Source organism: Chitinophaga chungangae, from assembly GCF_017742215.1.
Classification (GTDB): Bacteria; Bacteroidota; Bacteroidia; order Chitinophagales; family Chitinophagaceae; genus Chitinophaga; species Chitinophaga chungangae.
In genome coordinates this window covers 715,062-736,231 of sequence record NZ_JAGHKP010000001.1, presented here as the reverse complement: position 1 = coordinate 736,231, position 21,170 = coordinate 715,062, and the positions used below count along the sequence as shown (strand labels likewise).

Below are 21,170 nucleotides of genomic sequence, written 5' to 3'. Positions count from 1 at the left end.
ATTACCCGGTCGTCTTTATTGATAAAAGTTGTTTTACATGATAAAATATTACCTGGCGCTGGTAACGGGCGTGCTTTTAACCCAGAGCGCCAAAGCCCAGGCGCCTTACCCCAGCGATCCCGACAGCGCTGTTTTTATTACGAAAGACATCAATAATTTCTGGAAGGCCTTTGACCTGTTCAAACAAGACACCACAACCAATCCTTTTGGCAGCGCTTATATTGATATCGGCAGCGCCGGTGTGAAAGGATTTATACCAAACAGGATCAAAAGCGCGGAGCATTTACTGGAGGTAGTTAAAAAGCGGGAAAAAGATTACGGGAAAGTAAGGGACATCACCATGCAGATGACCACGAAAGAAAAACAATGCAGAAGTACATTTTATGCCTTGAAATATTGGTATCCCGAAGCAAGGTTCCCTCCCGTTTATTTTGTGATAGGCGCATTTAATTCGGGAGGCACGGCAGGTGAAACCGGCGTGTATATCGGTGCCGAAAAACAGGCTGATGCGGAGGGCGTTCCCTATGTTGTGGCACATGAGCTGATCCATTTCCAGCAAAAGAACTGGCCCGAAAACCCGACCTTACTGCAGCAAAGCATTATGGAAGGCGTCGCGGATTTTTTAGGGGAGCTGATCTCCGGCCGCGCCGGCGACGATAAGGCAATGGCATACGGCGATCAACATGAAGAGCGGCTGTGTGAAGAATTTGTCCGGCGGATGGATGGTACGGATTATCAAGACTGGCTGTATGGCGTTTCAGGGAAAGACGACCGGCCCAATGACCTCGGTTATTGGATGGGCTACAAAATTACGCGGCAATATTTCCGGAATTCCCCCGATAAAAAACAGGCGGTGCGTGAAATGCTCAACATTAAAGACCATAAAGACTTCCTGGACAAGAGCGGGTATTTGAAGAAATATATGCGGGCCGGCAAATAATAAATACCTACTTATGCACCAGCAGTTTGCAGCTGATCTGGATGTGCTGCACCGGGCGGCCTTCTTCCGGTATTTCTTCGTGGATCGTGCGCAGCAGCAGCCGGGCTGCTTCTTCTCCCATTTCGTACGAGCTTTCTTCTATGGACGCTACCGGTTTGTGATCGAGGTATTGCAGCAGCGGCAGGTTCCCGAAGCCGGCAAAATCGATCTGCTGCAACAGGGCCGGATGTTTCCTCTTGAGATATTCTATAGCGTCCAGCGCGATGTAATTTTTGAACGCGAAAAATGCCGTGGGCGGCGTCGCCATTTTCATGAAACGCCGCATGGCGGCAAACGTGGCCTCCTGCGTAAAATCGACGGACTTTACCAGCGCACCGTTGTACGGCAGCTTATACTTATCCAGCGCGCGGCGGTAGCCGTCCAGCCGCGTATAACTTACGGACATGGATTCCGGGCCCATAATGTACCCTATCTGCTTATGCCCTTTTTTGATCAAAAATTCGGTGGCTTTAAAAGCGCCGTGCTCATTGTCTGAAATAACGGCGTCAAAACCGTCTTCTTTCGGCGGGCGGGCGAAAAATATGACCGGGATACCGGTGTAAGCGGTTTTTTTGAAAACCGACATATCTTCTCTTTTTTTGGAAATAGCCACCAGCAAACCGTCTACACGATTGCGCAACATCAGGTCCACGATCTCATCTTCCCGCCCGGGGTCTTCGTGAGACTGTGCGATGATCACATTATACTGATGCTGGCCCGCCACTTTTTCCGCGCCGTTGATCGCCAGCGCATAATACTGGTCCATCAGGTCGGGAATGATGAGGCCGATGGTAGACGTTCTGCTGAGCTTAAAATGCCGCGCCGCTTCGTTCGGGATATAATTCCATTCATCCGCCAGCTTCTTTACCCGCGCCCTGGTCGGCAGGCTGATGGTGGGATCGTTGCTCAGCGCTTTGGACACCGTGGAAACAGACATATTAAGCTTACGGGCAATATCTTTCAGTGTAACGCCTCTTTTCATGTGGAATTATTTTACCGGTTATCTGACAAAAATATCCTAATTGAAACAGGAATATACCGCTACATTTTCAATTTCAATCGTTATAGTAGCCATTCAGCCGCTTCCTGCTGGTTTTCCACGGAGTTTGTACATAAATTAGGTTATCGGAATGCAACCAAAAATTACCGACCGGACTAATCTCACCATCATTATTTACTTATTTTAAACGATTGCCTATGTCGATCTCCGCCACGTTAAGAATTACCTTCATGGTATTGCTGATCATTCCACGGCTGGCCTTTTCGCAGACCACGCACATCAAAGGGCGGGTAGCAGATACGGATGGAAACTCCATCCCAGGCGCCACCGTGGCAGTTAAAGGCACTTCGTCCGGCACCACCACACAGCCGGACGGCACATTTTCTCTCCAGTTGACTAAAACAACCGGCGTTGTACTCGTTATTTCTTCCCTTGGTTTTGCGGAAAAGGAAATAACGCTTGGCAGCGGCACATTTTACGATGTGCAGCTCGAAAAATCCGAACAGTCCCTCAACGCCGTAGTGGTAGTAGGCTACGGCACGCAGCGCAAAAGGGATGTAACCGGGGCGGTAGCCTCCATCCCCAAAGAAAGATTGACGCAGCTCCCCAACACCAACGTAGCAGAGGCTTTGCAGGGCTCCGTGCCCGGCCTGCAGATCAATACCAACGCCGGCGGCGCCGAAGGTAACGATCTTTCCATACTGGTAAGGGGCCGCAACTCCATCAGCGCCAGCAACAGCCCGCTCATCATCTGGGACGGCATCCCCTATACCGGCGGTATTTCAGAGATCAATCCCAACGACGTGGAATCGATAGAAGTGCTGAAAGACGCGTCCGCAGCCGCTATTTACGGGTCAAGAGGCTCTAACGGCGTTATTCTTATCACCAGCAAACAAGGCAGAAAAGGCAAGGCGGATATTACCTACGACGGGTACTACTCCACCCAAACCCTCATCAACAAACCCCGGCTGCTCACCGGGCCGGAGTTCTACGAGTTCAAGACCACCCGCCTCAACGCTAATACCAACATATTGAGCCCACAGGAGCAGGAAGTGTACGACGCCGGCAAATGGGTGAACTGGTATGACCTGGCTACCCGGCAGGGCAGCAAAATGCAGCATTCTCTTTCTTTACGCGGCGGTACGGACAAAGTAACTTATTACGTAGGCGGAACTTATCTTGATGTAAAAGGCGTAGCGCAAAACGACCGTTTTAAACGTTATTCCTTCCGCCCGACATTAGACATTAAAATTACTCCGTGGCTCACCATGGCCACGAGCACACAGATTTCTTTCCAGGACCGTTCAGGCCTACCCGTAGAGTTCGACGACAGCCGCAATGCAGGCGGCGGGGCCAACTTCTTCAACCCGCTTACCGCGCCGTATAACGAAGATGGTACTATTGCCGTATATGCTTATCTTGATAACAAGCAGGCCCGCAACCCGCTGGGCAGCATGCTGGTGAAGAACCAGGATAATTCCTACCGCATCTTCAGCACCAACAGCCTGAAAATAGATGTTCCTTTTGTAAAGGGCCTTAGCTACAAGCTGAACACCGGTGTGGAATATGAGAACGTGTCGCGCAAAACCTATTATGGCAGGGACGTGGCCGTTGGACTGGAAAAGAACGGCAACGCCATCAATTACACTTCCCTCGGCCGGAACTTCACCGTCGAGAACATCTTGAACTACTCCCGCGAGTTCGGCGTGCACAGCCTCAACGTTACCGCGCTGTACAGCAGCCAGAGCGAGGATTTCGACCGCGATCAGCTCGAAGGCGTGGATTTTCCGAATGATGTGCTCACCAACTACCAGATGAACCAGGCCTCGCTGCTCACGCCATCGTCTACCAACTTCAAGCAGAACCTGCTCTCGCAAATGGTCCGCGTGAACTACGGCTACGACGGCCGGTACCTGTTAACGCTTACCGCCCGCCGCGACGGTTATTCCGCTTTCGGTAAGGACAAAAAATACGGCATATTCCCTTCTGCCGCGGTGGCCTGGAATATTTCCGAAGAAAATTTCATGAAGCAGGCGGAAGTTATCAGCAACCTCAAGCTGCGCGCTTCTTACGGCCTCAACGGCAACCAGGCCGTATCCAGCTACAGCTCGCTGGCTACCATGACCAGCGCGCCGTACATCAGCGGCACCACGTTGTACCCGGGTTATATTCCCAATAAATTATCCAACGAAAACCTCGGCTGGGAATCTACCCGCTCCTTTTCGCTGGGCCTGGATTTCGGGCTGTTCAACGGCCGCATCCAGGGTACGGTGGATATGTACTCGGCCCGCACGGAAGACCTGCTGCTGCTGCGGAGCATTTCTTCCGTACAAGGCATCACCGAGGTGCTGCAGAACATCGGCAAAACATCCAACAAAGGCATAGAGATCGGCATTACTTCCACCAACATCAAATCCAGGAACTTTAACTGGAACACGAACGCCAACTTCTCCAGCAACCGGAACAGGATACTGGACCTGTATGGAGACGGGAAAGACGATGTGCTGAACGGATGGTTCATCAACAAACCCATCCGCATGATCTACGCCCTGCAATACGACGGCATTTTCAAGTCTGAAGAAGAAGTGGCGGCCTCTGCCCAGAAAGACGCGCAGCCAGGCTGGGTAAGGGTGAAGGACGTAGACGGCAGCGGCACCATCAACACCGCCGCCGACCGTACCTTTATCGGCCAGCGCGATCCCAAGTTCACCTGGGGCCTCACCAACACTTTCCGCTACAAGGAATTCAGCCTGATGGTGTTCCTGTTCGGCGTACAGGGCGTTACGAAAGACAACCCGCTGCAAAGCGATAACGTATTTGCCGATACCCGCCGCAATACGGTGAAAAAAGACTGGTGGTCTCCCAAAAATCCCAACGGCACGCATTTTTCCAACGACGCCAATGCCAACAAGCTGAGCGTGCAGCAGTATGAGAACGGCAGCTTTATGCGCCTGAAAGACGTATCACTGGCCTACGAGCTGCCTTCATCCCTCAAAAAGAGGCTGCAGCTCAATGCCGCCAAATGTTACGTAACTGCGCGCAACCTGGCCACGGTTACCAGCTACAAAGGCCTGGACCCGGAGCTTTCAAACCAGTATGGCATTCCGCTTCAGCGGGAAATTGTAGTGGGTCTTACCATTGGGTTATAATCGGTTTTTTATCAGAAAACAATTGTTATGAACAAATTCACCAAGCTATCGCTTTCCATCATATTAGTCCTCAGCAGCGTGCAGTGCCGCAAGGGTTTTCTCGATGAAGAACCCAAAGCAATCATCGCGCCGGATAACCTGTATGTAAACAAGGCGGGTTTCGACGCGGGCCTGTACGGGCTTTACAGCCAGGTACGGTCAGAGCGCAAAGGTATCAACGGCGCCAGCAACGATCTTACCAGCACTGCTGCCATCATTGGCGTAGACAATGCTTACAGCCTCTACCCTGCTGGCGGCGCGGCGGAATCCGTATTCAACGATTTCGGCGTGCGGATGAACCCTACTGCCGGATACATACGCAACCTGTGGGAATATCTCTACCAGACCATCAACGCCGCCAACACCATCGTAGACCGGGCGGACAATCCCGATGTGGAATGGACGGAAGACGAAAAGAACCAGGTGCTCGCGGAAGCGCGCCTCATCAGGGCATGGGCGTACCGCCACCTCACCTACCTCTGGGGCAACGTGCCGTTAAACCTTCATGAATCCGACGGCAACAGCATCCGCACAGACTGGGAGAGAACGCCGGTAGCCGAAGTACGCGCCGCCATGGAGCAGGACTGGCTGTTCGCGGAAGCGCACCTGCCCGATGTACCCGTGATGGACGGCAGAGCCAGCAAAGTAGTGGCCCAGCACTATCTGGCGGAACTGTATCTCGCCATGGGCGAAAATGAAAAAGCCAGGGAAAAGGCGCAGGCCGTGGTATCCAACGGCAACTACAACCTCATCACCGCCCGGTACGGCGTAAACGCCAACCAACCCGGCACGCCCTTCACCGACATGTTTCTCGACAAAAACTCCAACCGCAGCGAAGGCAACCGGGAAGTGCTCTGGACCTTCCAGAACGAATACCTCACCGTAGGCGGCGATGTGAATATTATGAGAAGATGGTGGGTGAACCGTTACAACACCATCAAAGTAAACAATAAAACGCCCATTACTTTCTCCGTAGAGAACGGCGGGCGCGGCATCGGCCGGTTTGCCGCCACCAAATACGCGTTTTCCGTGTACGGCCCCGGCGACGACCGTGGTTCTTACCATGCATGGCGTTATTTCTACCTCATCAACAACCCGTCGTCTCTGCCCACGGGATCGAAGCCCACTGCCACCTGCGCCGCGCCTGGCTGGACCGGCTCCGCGCTGGGAGATACCATAAAGCTCAGCATCGACTGCGAGGAGCCGAACCCGAGCGCTACCACGGCACAGAACTGGCCGAGCACCCGCAAATGGGACTGGGCGCCGCCTCCGCCGGATGTAGAAAATTCTTCCAACTATAACGACCAGGTGTACCTCCGCCTGGCGGAAACATACCTGCTGCTGGCGGAAGCCCAGTTCAAGCTGAACGATCCTTCCGGCGCGGCTACCACCATCAATGCCCTGCGCAACCGCGCACATGCCACGCCTATCGACGCTGCGGATGTCAACATGAACTTTATCCTGGATGAACGTTCCCGCGAGCTGTTTTCAGAAGAGCACCGGCGTTACACATTGCTGCGCACCGGCACCTGGTTTGCCCGTACGAAACAATACAACCGGTTCACCGGCGCGAAAATAGCATTGAGAGACACGCTGCTGCCCATTCCGCAGAGCGTGATAGACGCAAACCTTACCAAGCCCATGGAACAAAATTTGGGATACGACCAATGATGATACAATATTCCTTCAAGCTGGCAGCCGCCTGTTGCATGGCGCTGCTGGCGCTAGTAAGCGGCATTAAAGCACAGCAGCGGACGGATTATGACCTTTACCTGCTGATCGGCCAGTCTAACATGGCGGGCCGTGGCGAAATAAGCGGGGCGTACCAGGCAGCGGCGCCCCGCCATGTTGTGATGTTTACCAAAGCCCTGCAATGGGTACAGGCCAAACACCCGCTGCATTTCGATAAACCGAAAGTGGCGGGCGTTGGCCCGGGCCTTTCTTTTGGGGAGGCCATGGCCCAAAAAAAGAAACGGAAAACCATTGCGCTGATACCCTGCGCCGTAGGCGGCAGCTCCATTGAATCGTGGACGCCCGGCGGCTTTGACAAACCTACCGGCACGCATCCGTACGACGATATGCTGACCCGGTTGCAGGAAGCCATGAAAAGCGGCACGCTGCGCGGCGTGATCTGGCTGCAGGGAGAGGCGGACACGAGCCCGGAAAAGACCAAAGCCTATCTCGCCAAACTGCAGGCGCTGATAACGCGCATCCGCACGGTAGCCGGAAACCCGCAGCTGCCCTTCGTGGCGGGGGAGCTGGGTGCTTTCCGGGAAAACTACCGCCAGTTCAATACCGAGCTGGATAAATTGCCGCAACTGGTACCCTTCACGGCGGTAGCCACTTCAGAAGGACTGAACCATAAAGGAGATAACACACATTTTGATGCCGCGTCTGCCACCGAATACGGCAAACGTTTCGCGGCAAAAATGAAAGCCTTGCAAAAGCACAGGTCTTAAAACGTAAAATTGATGAACGTATTCAGGAAACTGGCTTTGTTACACATGGCCCTTGTATTGTACTGCCAGCTAAGCGCCAACGGCGTGCCGCAGCGCATTACAACTTTTACCACGCTCAGCTCGGTGAAGCTCGAAGCCATTTTTGACGGATTACCCGCAGCTGGCGCGCAATACAGGATCAGGATAACGGACAGCCTCACGGGCACCACCATCTTTGACCAGGCGCTGACGCCTTCGGCCGTGCTGGCGGAAGAAAAAAAACTGGTCTTCCACACCGGTCATATCAACGCCAGGAGCTGGACGCCCTCCGTGCCAAACCTTTACCAGCTCAGCTTCACGGTGAGCGAACCCGGCAGGCAGGAACAAACGCTGCAACGGCGCATCGGCTTCCGGTTCTTCGAATCCCGCAACGGGCAGCTGTGGCTCAACGGCAAACCGGTGTTCCTCCGCGGCATCGCCATCAATCCCCCCGGCCGCGGTATTCCCGATTCCATCGAAAAAAGCCGCCGGTTTGCGGAAGAATACGTGCGGTTCATGAAAAGCCTGCACGTCAACATCATCCGCATTCCCAATAACGAAAACTGGTATGACGTATGCGACGAGCTGGGCATGATGGTATTCGGCGGCAACTACAGCAGCACCGTGATGGGAGAAAAACCGCCCGCCGCTTATGATAAAGCCGTAAACTGGTATAAGAACGAAGCCTATGCAGATATTGCCAGTCACCCCAGCCTGATGGTATACGCCATGACGAATGAAGTGCCCTACACAGGCGAGATCAGCGAACGCTGGGAAAAATTCCTGTCTTACGCCCATCCCGCACTCCGCCGCTGGGACAGCACGCGCCTTTACATCGCCAATGCCGGTTACGGCTACGGCAAATCCGGCGACATCTGCGACCTGCACCGTTACTGGGGCTGGTATTACTGCTCGCCTTTCAACTTCATCAACATCCGCAACAACGCAGCCATCGTGCCCTTTCCCAAAAAAGTGCAGCCTGTTACTTTTACCGAATGCGTGGGCAACTATACCGGTCCGGACGGTAAGTACAACCTGACGCCTGACCATAAAAATCCCGGCTCGCAGCTGAACTGGACGGGCCACGCACCCTGGAACGAACAGGCCAGGCTGGCGGACGAGCACCAGTCCTTTACCTTCAAAAAAGCGACGGAACTGTTCAGGCGCCTCCGTGTGATCAATCCCGAGCTGAGCGGCGTATTTCCTTTCACCATTCTTTTTTATAACTGGAACAATGTGCAGCAGTTCGTAGACATGGACCCGAAGCCCGTTACCCGGCAGGCCCGTCTCTCCTACCAGCCGCTGCTGGTAAGCTGGGAAAACTGGACCACGCAGGCATATGCCGGCGCTACCATTCAACCAGTGCTGCATGTGGTAAACGACGACGACCGGTTCGAAGACCTGCGTAACGCGAAGCTGGTGTATCAGCTGCGCAGCAACGGTCACATCACCATACTGAGCGACACGCTGCAATTACCTGCCGTGGCTTATTACAGCACCTGGCAGAAAAAGTTGTCCATTATTTTGCCTGCAACGCTGCAAAGCGGCAATTACGAACTGGTGGGAAAAATATTGCGGGAAAACAAAGTCGTATCAGAAAATTACGATGCATTATACATCGGCATCAAAAGCGCGACGCCAACGGTATCCAATATCTACCTCTACGACCCGTCCGGCAAAACCGCGGCCGCGTTTAACCGCGGCAATATCCCGTTCAGAAAACTTGCTTCCCTGCAGCAGCTGCCTGCGGGCGCTACCGTAGTATTAGGTGAAAACAGCGCGCAGACGCAGATGAGCAGTCTGCGTTCATTTGTGCGGGCCGGCGGCCGGGTGTTATGTCTCCGGCAGGATAGTGCGCACATGCCCGCATTGAACAGCCTGTTGCCCGTGCCGGTCAAAAATATCACCGCGCAGCTGGATGTGCCCACCTATCCGCCGCCACCGCGCCCTTCCCGCAACGGGCTTTACCTGAACCCTGAAAGACCGGAGCATCCTGTGTTTAACGGCATCGCAAGAGAACGTTTACGCGTATGGTCGGACTATACAGGCTGGAATGAATCCCAACCCGGTTTTCCCGCGGTGTACCCCGTTACCGATGGTTTTGTGCCTGTTCACAAAAAAGACCTGGAACATATTGCAGTGCTGGGCAACTACGGTGTTGCGCTGGAAGGCATGGCCCTTGCGGAATTCTTTGATGGCAAAGGCAGCCTGCTGCTCTGCGGCCTCGACCTCGCGGCCCGCGCAGGCATAGATCCTGTGGCGGACCGTATGCTGACCAACCTGGTGAACTACATGGCCGGCAAACCGGGCCACGACCGTTACCCGCTTATTACCGCGCCTATCGTGTGGGGAGACTATGATACTGAAAAAGGCGTACTGACGGGCGTTAACAGCGGCCTCATGGTACACGCCGTACCACGTGCGCCGGCCAATATCAAAAGCACGGTACGGGTCACCCGCGAAGGCAACCGTTTCCAGGGCGCCGGCGGCGGCTTCAACACCAGGCCCGGGGTGCAGTATGTGGCCAATGGCCGCCGTATGTACGGCCCTTATATTCTCCGCGGCTTTGGCAATGTGCCCGAACCGATCGATACCACCGGCAATATAGGCGAAGGATTTTTCTGGTGCCGTGTGCCGGAAGGCCGCAAAACCGCCGCCACACTGGTGTGGAACCAAGCGGACGAAGCTTTGCCGATTACCGTACAGGTAAACGGCCAGGCCCCCGTTCGCAAAGAAATTGCCGCAGGCGCCAGCACATGGGTGGATTGCCCGCTGAACAGCACTACCGTGAAGATGCAATACAGCGGGGACAGGAGGCTTGTATTGCTGGAAACCGCATTCAGATAAACGCGGCGTGTTATCATTCTTGAAAATTTCAGACAGTCACATGAACGCAAAAATTCTTTTTTTCTCATACAGCCTGCTGGCCGGTTTGCATGCTGCCGCACAGCAGCAGAACCTTGCCCTGCATAAGCCCGTGGCAGTTACTTCACAGGCTCCCGGCAGTTCCGCCGCCAATATCGTTGACGGGAAAATATCCCGCCATGCGCGCTGGGAGGCGGCCAACGGCAAAGCGCCGCACATCATCGAAATAGACCTGAAAAAATATTATAACATCAACGAACTTCGCATCCATACCGGTATTGCCGATGCGGAAAAGCGGCCCGACGAAACCACGCAGGCAGCAGGCTTCTGGTCGATGAAAAATTTTAAGATGCAATATTGGGACGATGCCAACTGGAGCGATTTCCCTAAAAGCGAAGTGCATGAAAACCGCCTGGTGACCGTGGTTTTCAAATACAGTCCTACCGTTACCACTTACAAAATACGGCTGGTATGCGACGACGGCGAGCCCGTGAACGTGATGGAAATCGAAGCCTTCGGCACACCTGCCGCCAATATGCCCGAACCGCCCGCCGCCACCTCTTCGCTGCAGGTGCAGGAAGTTTCCACCGCTCCCCGGCAGGCCGTTATCACCGTGAGCAACCAAATAAGCGGCGCTTCTCTTCAATACGTAGGTTACAACCAGGGTTATTACATGCCGCGCAGCAATGTATCCGGCTGGGTGGAATACTCGCAGGTAAACAGTTTCAGGGTATGGGCCTCGATGAATGCTTTTGTGCCGGAAAAAAGCGTGCAGGTAGATAAAACGCTGCAATCCGTAGAAGAATTCGATAAAAGAAAAGCAGAATTACGCGCCAACCCCGAGCACAATCGCTTCATCAAATGGGAGCAGTTGCTGCCGCTGTACGATCTGCCGGATTCTTCTTCCACCAACGCCATGGTGTTCAACTATGCGCTCACGGAGCTGAAACGGCTGGATGTTGACGTGGTGCTGCAAATGGGCAGTACCGACTTTAAAGACAACTGGGAAAATAAATGGAAACAATGGCAGCGTTATTATGCGCTGGCTTACCATGCCGCCCGCAAAGGCAACGTGGCGATGTTTGCCATGCAGAACGAGCCCAATCACCGGAACTCCGGCCCTATGCAGCTGGATCAGTGGATCATGGGCATGCAGGTCGTGTCCGATGCTATTCATGCGGCGGTGGAAGATGTGAACAAAAAATACGGCACACGCCTCGTACCTAAATTCGTAGGCCCGGTGACCGCCGGCCAGAATACAGACTGGTGGGCGGGTGTAGCGCGTGCTATCCGCACGGATTATCACGGTAAAAAAGTAGGGAAAGACCTGCTGGAAATTTTTTCCACCCATTCCTACAACTCCCCCGCAGTGGGTTACGCATCGCGCATCAATAATATCCGCAGCATTATACAGGAAAATCATCCCGCCGGTAATCCGTTGCCCATTGCCTACACGGAAATAGGCCGCTGGATGAACGCTTACCTCATAGACAAAGAAGAAACGATGGATTCCCCGTCCCTCTTTACCGAATGGGCGGGCATCTACACCAACAATATGAAAAACGGCGGTTACGGCATGTGGGCCTTCAAATTTGCCAATACCGCCAGCGGCCCCTATCCCAGGGGTATCAAATCCGGTCATCATTTCATCTGGCAGGGCCGGCGCATCGTGGAAGACGCATACCGCAACCTCGCGCTCAACAAGCCAGTACGCAGCTCCGGCGGCGATGCCGCAGCCGTAACGGACAACGACAAATCCAACCAGTCGGCATGGACCTCAGATTCCTCCGCTGCTGAAAAATGGCTGGAAATAGACCTCGGAACACCGCAAACGCTGGGCAGCGCCGTGATCTACACCGGCAGCGACGGCGGCGTATACACCGCGCCAGACCGCATCCGCAATTTCAGATTGCAGTACGCCGCGGCCGACGGCTGGAAAGATATTACCGGCACGGCGGTGGAAAATAACAAATACGCCCAGGTATTCAGTTCCTTCACCCAACCGGTAACCACCGGTAAAGTGCGTTTCATCAGCACAGACAAAGGCAGTCTCACCGTTCGTGAAATAAAACTGTTCGCCGCCGGCGACGGGCCTTCTTTACAACCCAACTACAACGTGTCCGGCATTCAGCGTACCGGCGAAGTGGTGCGCCTCTTCGCAAAAGGTTTCCGCGGCAGCAGACCGCTGTACGAAACCATCACGTCCGTGAACGACAGCGGCCTGGACGCCTGTACGGCTTACGATGAAAAAACCGGCAACTACTATATCTGGCTGGTACAACGCGGCCCGTTTGAATACCGCCTGCAACTGGATGTTTCCGCGCTGGGCATAACCACCTCCACGCCAGTCATCGCCGAAACCGTAAACGCCGAAAAATACGGCGAGGCCAGCCTGCTGGGACCGCTTGCCGCCAACAAAAAAATAGACGTGACATTACCGCCGCAAACGGTCATGCTGCTCACCATTCCCAAACATGCAAAAGCCGCGCGCCCGCTGAAAGCCGCGGCAGAAGCAGGCATCAGCATGCAGGGCGGCCCAAAACAATTGCAGGTGCAACTGGATGCCGCCACACCTTCCAACAACCAGGTAACTTACCTGCGTTTTAACCTCGCGGGCCAAAACATTCCACAGGCAGCACGCGTGTTGCTGCGCGTAAATGGCCGCAGCAGCGACAACAGCCGTCCGTTCCGGCTGCATGTATACGGCATCCCCAACAGCAAGTGGAGCGCCGCGTCACTAAACTGGCAAAATGCGCCGCTGCTGAACCGTAAGGAAGCGCTGGTAGAAGAAGTAGGCCGCAATGCTTTTGTGGCGGGCGAACTGGCGTTTACCGGCACTGCGGCAGATCATTGGCTGGACGTTACCGAACTGGTGAAAAAACACGCCGCATCGGACATTACGTTTGTACTGGTGCGGGAAACAAGACAGTTGGGAGACGATGAAGACAAGGGGCGCCGGGTGATTATAACGCCTGGCAGCGCAGAGATTTTTGTTTGGGGAAAGTGACGGGGCTGTTGTGTTAATGCATTGAAACGGGGGAGCCTTTGGGTTCCCCCGTTTTGTTATTTCGATAAGCCGGCGTTTGCATACATGCGGCAACTTAAACGAAAGATCCGCTACAGTGTCAAGCCGTAGCGGATCTCTGTTCCAAAAACTGCTATCCCTTTTTCACTTATGCATTCAGCTTGCTTTTCAGCACGCCCATTGTTTCACGCTGTTTATCTTCTACGAACTGCTGCCCCTTCTTTGCCAGCTGCTTTGCTGCGGCGGGATCTTTGGCCATGGCCAGTGCGGCGGGCAGTATTTTGGGGATGTCTGCCTCATTGTCCATATCAAACAGCCACTCGCCCAGGCCAATGTCCAGCCACATTACGCCTTTGCTGGTTTGTTCATGAAAGCGGCCTACCATGGCCGGAATGCCGTTGCCGATGCACATAATGGGAGAGTGCATTTCCAGCCCGAACATGCCGGCGGAGCGGCGGTAAGTGCTCACAGCTTCGTCTGTCAGCCAGTAACGGTCCCTCCAAACCACTTTCGCTTTTACATCTTCCGGCAATTTATCGTACAAAATTTCTTTACCCAGTTTTACCTGTGTTTCATCTTCGGGGCAGATGAGTATTTTCATGGGTGTTTGCCGCACCACTTCTACAATGGCTTCGCGTATGGGAGCGTTATCATGCTCTCTCATTTCCTGGTTGCGTGCGTTCTTTTTTTCGTCTAATGGCCGTTTTTTAGAAGGTATTTCCCAGTAGGGCGTGAAACGCTGCCGGGGTATCACGCAAAGGAACTGGCCTGCTTCCAGCCCGTGTGCTTTCATGAAAGCCTCTGCCGCTGCATCGTTCTGCAGGTCTACTGCAAAAGCGCCGTCTGGCGCAAAGCCCATAATGGGGCATTTCACGCCATGATCTTTCGCAAACTGCAGGGAAATGGAATCCCGGAAATAAGCAAACTGCGCTTTGGTGAGCAGCTCCACTTCCGTGGGGAAAGCTGCTTTGGTGGCGGCAGACGGCTCTCCGTAGTAGCCGGGAAATGTAATGCCGTAAATGCCGTAAGGCTTGCCGGTGGCGGCCCAGCGCGCTACGTCTTTACGAGCTGTCAGGGAAGGGCCGGAGCCATGCACCAGAAAATCAGACTGGGCAATGGCGGCTTCTATTTCTTCTTCACCCTGCACTATTTTTACTTTCGGGAAACGCAGCTCCAGCATTTCTTTCACGCCGTTATCTACACTGGAAGGCCAGAGTATGACGTCCGCATCGGGAATATGTTTTTCCAGCAGCGCGAGCACGCCGGGGGTATGGCCAATATCCCCGATGTTGACGGTTTGCCATGAAGAGCGGAGCAAGATGGTTTTCTTTTTGCTGTTGCAGGAGCTGGCCAGTGAGGGCAGGCCCGCCAGCAATGCCAGCATGGCCGGCGTTTGGGTCAGAAAGTGTCTGCGTGTATACATGATGTTGTTGTTTTAATGGATTAATAGCCTGGGTTTTGTTCCAGCGTGGGGCTGGCGTCCATAACAGACAGGGGGATGGGAAACAGTACATGGAAGGGTTGTATCTCCGCATTCCGGTTGTAGCTGTTCTCCGCTTTCACGGCGTCTAACAGCCTGCCCGTGCGCACCAGGTCAAAGCGGCGGTTGTTCTCAAAAGCCAGCTCCAGCCTTCTTTCCAGCCAAACGGCCTCTTTGAAAGCCTGGTAGCTCAGTCCGTTCAGGTCTGCCAGTCCGGCACGCGCGCGCACGTCGTTCAACGCGGTATAGGCTTCAACGGTAGGTGCGCCGTTAGCTTCATTGGCGGCTTCGGCGTATATGAGCAACACGTCTGCATACCGCAATACCGGCCGGCTGGTGCCTTCGCCTCCATTGGTTTTGGCGGTTCTGTCCCACAGCTTCTGGAAAGACACGGCTTTGCTGGGATCGGGGTCTGTGATGGAAAGATTGGTAGTAACGCCGTTGTAGGTATAGGAGGTCATGAAGGTAACAGGCTTCCGCTTGTCGTTAGCCGCGTAAGCGTTGAAGAGGCTTTCCGTGGGCCTTGCAATGGCAGAGCCGCCGCCGGGGAAAATAGGCGCTGCGCGCGGCCCATAGCCCCGCCCTGTGCCGTGACCGTAAACGTCTGTGAGGTATTGCACTTCCAGCATGTTTTCCTTGCCGCCGCGGGCGGTGAGTGCAAAGGCATCCGCAAAATTGGCGTGGAGGCCATACACCCCCTGGTCTATCACTTCTTTGGCCTTGGCGGCCGCCCGGGCCCAGAAGGGAGAGTTTTTGTCTGTACCCGCGCGGGTGAGGAATACTTTTGCCAGCAACCCTTTGGCGGCTCCTGAAGTCACCCTGCCGGCGTCCGCGGCGGGATAGCTGGGCGGCAGTACGTTTTCCGCTTCCGTGAGGTCTTTTTCTATCTGCGCATATACTTCGTCAACGCCTTTACGTGGTATGTCAAGCCCTTCCAGTGTAGTCGTTTCCGTTATAGTGACGGGCACGCCGCCATAGAGGCGTACCAGGTTGAAGTAGTGCAGGGCGCGCAGCACCTTGGCTTCGGCTATGTACCTGTTTTTCAGGTCTTCGTTCATGGGAATGCCGGGCAGCCTGTCTATCACCGTATTAGACCGGTTGATGCCTGCATACGCGCCGCTGTAAATGTTGATGAAAGAATTGGAAGGCGTGAGGTTGTACCGCCAAAGCAGCACCCTGTCTGCGGCGCCGGAAAGGAAAGGCACAGCGTCGTCTGTAGTCACCAGGTCCGGGAATGGGTCCAGCACGCCCATGTTCTTGTAACACACGCCCAGGGCGGACTTGGCGTCTTCCGCTGTTTTATAGTAGGTGGCGTTGGTGAGGTTGGTAACGGATGCAATGTCCAGCTGCTTTTCGCAGGCGGTGCCCGTCAATAGTATCCCCACCATCAGCATATATATTGTTTGTTTGATCATCTTCATAAGATTAAAATTTCAGGTTAATGCCTGCCAGTACGGTTTTGGCTGCCGGATAGGTACCATAGTCGAGCCCCTGGCTGAGAGAGGAGCTACCGAAGCGGTTCACCTCCGGGTCGTAGCCATTGTACCGGGTAATGGTGAACAGGTTCTGCGCGGCAATGTACACTTTCAGGGAGTTGACATGCAGACGGCCGAGCCAGCTCTGCGGCAGGTTGTAGCCCAATGAAATATTCTTGAAGCGGAGATAAGAGCCGTCTTCCACCTGGAAGCTGCTGAGCACGCGGGAGCCGCCTGCCGCGTTGGCGCGGGGCATGTTATTGCTGGGGTGCTGCGGCGTCCAACGGTCCAGCACGCGGGCGCTCTGGTTGTTGCCGGCGGTAAGGTTCAGCAGGTCAAAGTTGCCGTAGTTCAGTATCTCGTTCCCATAGTTGCCCTGTATGAACACGTTCAGTTCTATCCCCCTGTAAGTGAAAGTATTATTAAGGCCGCCGAAAAGATCAGGGTTGGAATTGCCGATAATGTCCCTGTCGTTATCATTGATCACACCGTCATTGTTGCCGTCTTTGTAACGGATGTCTCCGGGCTTGGCGGTTTTCTGGGCGGAGGCGTCTATTTCTTCCTTGTTCTGGAAGATGCCATCCATCACCAGCCCGTAAAAATTGCCAAGGGAGCTGCCTACCTGCAGCAGGATGGGATTGATGGCGGTGTTGAAAAGGCGGGCGTCTGCACCGGCGGTAAAACTTTCCCGGCCATCCAGCCGCAGTACCTTGTTACGGTTGAAGGTGATGTTGAAATCGGTGGTCCACCGGAAATCATGCCGGTCTATATTCACGCTGGCCAGCGCCAGTTCCACGCCCCGGTTGCGCACGCTGCCGATGTTCTTGAGCGTGGTGGTGAAGCCGGAAGAGGTGGGCACGCTCACGGAAAACAGCAGGTCAGCGGTTTTTTTATTGTAATAGTCGGCCGTGAGCTGAAGGCGGTTGTTGAAGAAGGCCAGGTCGATACCGGCATCGAACTGCGCGTTCTTCTCCCAGCGCAGGTCAGGGTTGGCAATGCCGGAGGTGTGGGCGGAAGACTGCAGGGTACCGCCCAGTACGTATTGGGAAATGACAATATTGGCCAGGTATTGATAATCCCCGATTTCCTGGTTGCCGGAAAGGCCATAGCTCACGCGCACTTTGGCGTCGGAGAAAATGGACTGCTTCTGCATGAAGCGCTCGTTCATCAGCTTCCAGGCCAGCGCGCCGGAGGGGAAGACGCCGAACTTGCGCCGCGGGCCGAAGCGGCTGGAACCATCACGCCGGGCGGTAAGGGTGAGCAGGAAACGATCGTCGAACCCGTAATTGACGCGCGCGATGTAAGAGATCAGTTTCCAATTGCTGGCGTCCGAACTGGGGGCTACGAGCGTAGAGCCCGCCTCCAGGTTGTTGTACCGGGCAAAGTCGTCAGAAAAAGTATTGGCCCTTGCCGTCGCGTTTTCTGTGCTCAGGCCCTGGATGGTATAACCCAGCAGTGCGTTGAGAGAATGATAACGACCCAGTTGGCGGGTGTAATGCAGTGTGTTTTCATTGAGCCAGTTGATGCTCTGCGAGTTGGCCACAGCGGCGGAGCCGCCCAGGGAAGCGCCGGCCAGGGCTTTGCGCGTGGTGTAATTGTTGGTTTTGGAGGCTTGCAGGTCTGCGCCAAGGCTGGTGCGGAAATGCAGCCCGTCAATGATCTCATAGTCCAGGTAAGTATTGGCCAGCAGGCGCAGCACGGAATTTTTGTTGATGATCTCGTTGGCAACGGCCAGCGGATTATCTACCCCGTACCCGTTCAGCGAGCCCTGGTTTTTATAATAACTGCCGTCTTCATTAAACACAGGAAAGGTAGGGGAATAGCTCAGGGCCGAGCTGGTAACGCCGCCGCCTTCTGTACCGTCTACATCCGTTTTGGCGCTGTTGCTCTGTGTGTAGGCGCCCTGCATGGAAAGGCCGGTCTTTACGCGGGAACTGATGTCGTTAGCGAGGTTCGCGCGCAGGGTATACCGTTTGAAGCCGGAGTTTTTGATGATGCCCTGCTGGTCGTAATACCCTGCTGAAATGGAGTAGCGGGATTTTTCAGAGCCGCCGCTCACGCCCAGCTGGTGGTTCTGGATGGGCGCATTGCGCAATATAACATCCTGCCAGTCTGTGCCTTCTCCGAAAGTTTCCGGCAGCGCCCTTTCCGGCGTGCTGCCGTTAAAGTAAGGCGCCGCGCCGTTGTTGGTCAGCGCTTCGTTCACGAACAATGCGAACTGCTGCGCGTTCAGCAGCGGAATAGTTCTGCGTGCGGATTGGGAGCCATAGTAGCCGTTGTAGCTCACCACGGCCTTACCCGGCCTGCCTTGTTTGGTGGTGACCATCACTACGCCGTTAGAGCCCCTGGAGCCATAGATGGCAGTAGCGGAAGCATCTTTCAGTATTTCGATAGATTCTACGTCGTCTGCGTTAATAGAATTAAGCCCGCCGGATACGGGGAAGCCGTCTATCACGTACAAGGGGTCGTTGCCGGCATTCACGGAGCCGGAACCGCGTATGCGGATGGTGGCCGCACCGCCTGGCCGCGCGGAATTGGTAGTAACCTGTACGCCCGCGGCGCGGCCCTGCATAGCCCTGTCTAAAGACGGGATGGGGGTTGATTTGATGGCCGCTTCTCCTACTTTGGCCACTGCGCCGGTGAGGTCGCTTTTCTTCACCGTGCCGTACCCTACCACCACCGTTTCGTTGAGGCTGCTGGCGGATTCTTTGAGCATAATGCTCACCCCGCCGCTGCGGGCCGCCAGCTCCTGCGGCTCAAAACCCAGTGAGCTGACCTGCAGCACTGCGCCGGGCGGCACGCCCTTCAGGGAAAAGTGGCCGTTACCGTCTGTGTTGGTGCCATGCATGGTGCCTTTCACCAACACGGTAGCGCCCGGCACCGGCTCGCCTTTGGAATCTGTAACCCTGCCGGTGGCTGTGATCAGCGAGTCTGCCGCGGCGGCCGGCGGCGCTTCGGGCGGGTTGCCGGCAGGCCGGCGTTTAATGATGATGCTGTTGCCTTCAAGGGTGTAGCTGAGCGGCTGGTCTTTTATACAAAGGTCCAGCACCTGCTTCAGTGAGGCGTTCTTAACAGAAAGCGTAACCGGCGCTGTATTGCGCAGCACCGTTTCGCCATAGATCACAGACACGCCGGTGCGCGCGGTGATTTCCTTGAACAGTTTTTGCAGCGGTACGTTTTTGACCGACAGCGTTACCTGCTGTGAAAGACCGGTTGCACTCACATGCATGCATGTTACAAAGAGGATAAATGCAGTGATCTTGATCATTTTACACAACGTAGTTAAAAGCCTGTGCCGGTGCAGGGCTTTTTCATTCGCATTAAAATACATACTTTAGCGGTGTTTGGTAGTCTAACAATAGTCCTTCTCAGATTATCGGGAATACCAGATGCAGCCGGGAGTGATGCAACCACTTCCGGTTTTTTTGTGTATTCCCGTAAAAGTTTTATTTACTGTTTTTATTTGGTTGAAGTAATTACGTGGCGTTTTTGTGTTGTTGTATGATTATGGCAGTACCGTTATATTTCTCCCTTCCAGTTGCAGGTGGTTAAATCCGCTGCCCTCCAGCATATGCAGTACGGCTTCCAGGCTCATGCTACGGCTGATGGCCCCGCCGTACAGCTCTGCGCTGGGTTTTACATGGTACACTACTTCTACATTGTACCAGCGCGATACCTCTCTTAATATCGTTTCAAGGTCCATGTTGTCAAACAGGAAAAGGCCGTTCTTCCAGGCAATGGCTTTGGCCGTATCTGCCTGCTGCACGGCAATGCGCGTGCCGCCGCCTTCCAGCACCGCCTGCTGCCCCGGCCGCAGCGTTTGTGCAGCCGCCGCGTTCCTTACCCTTACAGCCCCGCTCAGCAGCGTGGTGTTAACGGCCTTTTCATCTTCATAAGCCATCACGTCAAAACGGGTGCCCAGCACTTGTACCTCCATATCATTCACCTTTACCACAAAGGGTTTGGAATACGCCGGCGTTATTTCAAAATAACCCTGGCCTTTCAGCTCTACCACTCTTTGCTGCCCGGTGAAGGCGGTGGGGTAGCGGAGGGAGGAGGCGGAGTTGAGCCATACCTTACTGCCATCCGGCAGGGTGATGCCAAAGCGGCCCCCTTTAGGCGTTACCAGGGTATTGATCTGGGAAGCCTGGTCGCCCGCGGTATAATGCAGCTGGCCGTTGCTTTGACGGATGTTCCGGCGTATCTGCTGGTTGCCCGTACTGTCTAGCGGTACGGTGGTGCCGTCTGCCAGTACCAGCGTGGCCTGGTTGTAACCGGGATGTACCTTGCTGGTTACACTGCCGGTCTGCATCGGGGCCGCGGGCCGTTCCTGCCGCAGCATGTACAGCAACCCGGTACCCGCTATGGCCAGCACAGCGGCGGCTGCCAGCCAGTAAACAGGGCGGCGGCGTTCTGCGCGGCGCGCCCTGCGGAGGATCGCGCCGGCCAGCTCCGCTTCTTTTTCAGGGGGTAATGGTGGATGATCGGCCGTTTCCAGCAGATGCTGCACCGCGTCAGGGAGGCGCAGGTCTCGGTCTCTCATCAGTTGCAGGAACTCCTCCACCTCCGGCGGCGTAAGCGTACCGGTAATGTAGCCCTGCAGCAATATCTCGAATCTTGTAGGCATGTGTTATGTATAAAGACACATCCCGGCAGGGATATTACTAGTCTCCCGCAATTT

General features: G+C 54.8%; 11 protein-coding genes. 6 read left to right on the top strand and 5 right to left on the bottom strand.

Translation table 11 applies throughout. From position 1 onward, the window contains the following. Positions 1-37: 37 nt before the first annotated feature. Entirely contained in the window at positions 38-940 is a 903-nt protein-coding gene (locus J7I43_RS03205; RefSeq protein ID WP_209143155.1) for a DUF2268 domain-containing putative Zn-dependent protease, read from the top strand. Positions 941-947: 7 nt separating this feature from the next. Here J7I43_RS03205 and J7I43_RS03200 read toward each other — a convergent pair whose 3' ends face one another. Further along, positions 948-1,961 (bottom strand): LacI family DNA-binding transcriptional regulator, encoded by a 1,014-nt coding sequence (locus J7I43_RS03200; RefSeq protein WP_209143153.1) that lies wholly within the window; start codon positions 1,959-1,961, stop codon positions 948-950. A 215-nt stretch (positions 1,962-2,176) separates the two neighbouring features. Here J7I43_RS03200 and J7I43_RS03195 point away from each other — a divergent pair, with 215 nt between their 5' ends. Genes J7I43_RS03195 through J7I43_RS03175 form a run of 5 tightly spaced genes read left to right on the top strand, consistent with a single transcriptional unit; the run spans position 2,177 to position 13,516 of the window. Continuing rightward, entirely contained in the window at positions 2,177-5,128 is a 2,952-nt protein-coding gene (locus J7I43_RS03195; protein WP_209143152.1) for a SusC/RagA family TonB-linked outer membrane protein, read from the top strand. Between the two features lie 27 nt (positions 5,129-5,155). Beyond that, the gene (locus J7I43_RS03190) at positions 5,156-6,838 is read left to right on the top strand and encodes a RagB/SusD family nutrient uptake outer membrane protein (protein ID WP_209143150.1); all 1,683 of its coding nucleotides are present in this window, start codon (positions 5,156-5,158) and stop codon (positions 6,836-6,838) included. Further along, on the top strand, positions 6,835-7,626 hold the full coding sequence (locus tag J7I43_RS03185) for a sialate O-acetylesterase (RefSeq protein ID WP_209143148.1): 792 nt from the start codon (positions 6,835-6,837) through the stop codon (positions 7,624-7,626). Before J7I43_RS03190 ends, J7I43_RS03185 begins: the two co-directional genes overlap by 4 nt. 12 nt (positions 7,627-7,638) lie before the next feature. Further along, the gene (locus J7I43_RS03180) at positions 7,639-10,491 is read left to right on the top strand and encodes a glycoside hydrolase family 2 TIM barrel-domain containing protein (protein WP_209143146.1); all 2,853 of its coding nucleotides are present in this window, start codon (positions 7,639-7,641) and stop codon (positions 10,489-10,491) included. 40 nt (positions 10,492-10,531) lie between these two features. Further along, on the top strand, positions 10,532-13,516 hold the full coding sequence (locus tag J7I43_RS03175; protein WP_209143144.1) for a discoidin domain-containing protein: 2,985 nt from the start codon (positions 10,532-10,534) through the stop codon (positions 13,514-13,516). A gap of 166 nt (positions 13,517-13,682) precedes the next feature. On the opposite strand, the gene J7I43_RS03170 is transcribed toward J7I43_RS03175, so the two are convergent. The 4 genes from J7I43_RS03170 to J7I43_RS03155 all read right to left on the bottom strand — a co-directional run bounded on the left by J7I43_RS03170 (position 13,683) and on the right by J7I43_RS03155 (position 21,116). Continuing rightward, on the bottom strand, positions 13,683-14,957 hold the full coding sequence (locus J7I43_RS03170; RefSeq protein WP_209143143.1) for a polysaccharide pyruvyl transferase family protein: 1,275 nt from the start codon (positions 14,955-14,957) through the stop codon (positions 13,683-13,685). Positions 14,958-14,977: 20 nt separating this feature from the next. Continuing rightward, positions 14,978-16,429: a RagB/SusD family nutrient uptake outer membrane protein gene (locus J7I43_RS03165; RefSeq protein WP_209143141.1), complete on the bottom strand. Its 1,452-nt coding sequence runs from the start codon at positions 16,427-16,429 to the stop codon at positions 14,978-14,980. 10 nt (positions 16,430-16,439) lie between these two features. Next, a complete protein-coding gene (locus tag J7I43_RS03160) occupies positions 16,440-19,757 on the bottom strand; it encodes a TonB-dependent receptor (RefSeq protein ID WP_209143139.1) in 3,318 nt (1,105 codons plus the stop codon). A 237-nt stretch (positions 19,758-19,994) separates the two neighbouring features. Then, positions 19,995-21,116: a FecR family protein gene (locus tag J7I43_RS03155; protein ID WP_209143137.1), complete on the bottom strand. Its 1,122-nt coding sequence runs from the start codon at positions 21,114-21,116 to the stop codon at positions 19,995-19,997. Positions 21,117-21,170: the final 54 nt, after the last annotated feature.

Coding starts and splice junctions, on each gene's coding strand:
- J7I43_RS03205 (WP_209143155.1), top strand. CDS start 38: ATGATAAAATATTACCTGGCGCTGGTAACGGGCGTGCTTTTAACCCAG.
- J7I43_RS03200 (WP_209143153.1), bottom strand. CDS start 1,961: ATGAAAAGAGGCGTTACACTGAAAGATATTGCCCGTAAGCTTAATATG.
- J7I43_RS03195 (WP_209143152.1), top strand. CDS start 2,177: ATGTCGATCTCCGCCACGTTAAGAATTACCTTCATGGTATTGCTGATC.
- J7I43_RS03190 (WP_209143150.1), top strand. CDS start 5,156: ATGAACAAATTCACCAAGCTATCGCTTTCCATCATATTAGTCCTCAGC.
- J7I43_RS03185 (WP_209143148.1), top strand. CDS start 6,835: ATGATGATACAATATTCCTTCAAGCTGGCAGCCGCCTGTTGCATGGCG.
- J7I43_RS03180 (WP_209143146.1), top strand. CDS start 7,639: ATGAACGTATTCAGGAAACTGGCTTTGTTACACATGGCCCTTGTATTG.
- J7I43_RS03175 (WP_209143144.1), top strand. CDS start 10,532: ATGAACGCAAAAATTCTTTTTTTCTCATACAGCCTGCTGGCCGGTTTG.
- J7I43_RS03170 (WP_209143143.1), bottom strand. CDS start 14,957: ATGTATACACGCAGACACTTTCTGACCCAAACGCCGGCCATGCTGGCA.
- J7I43_RS03165 (WP_209143141.1), bottom strand. CDS start 16,429: ATGATCAAACAAACAATATATATGCTGATGGTGGGGATACTATTGACG.
- J7I43_RS03160 (WP_209143139.1), bottom strand. CDS start 19,757: ATGATCAAGATCACTGCATTTATCCTCTTTGTAACATGCATGCATGTG.
- J7I43_RS03155 (WP_209143137.1), bottom strand. CDS start 21,116: ATGCCTACAAGATTCGAGATATTGCTGCAGGGCTACATTACCGGTACG.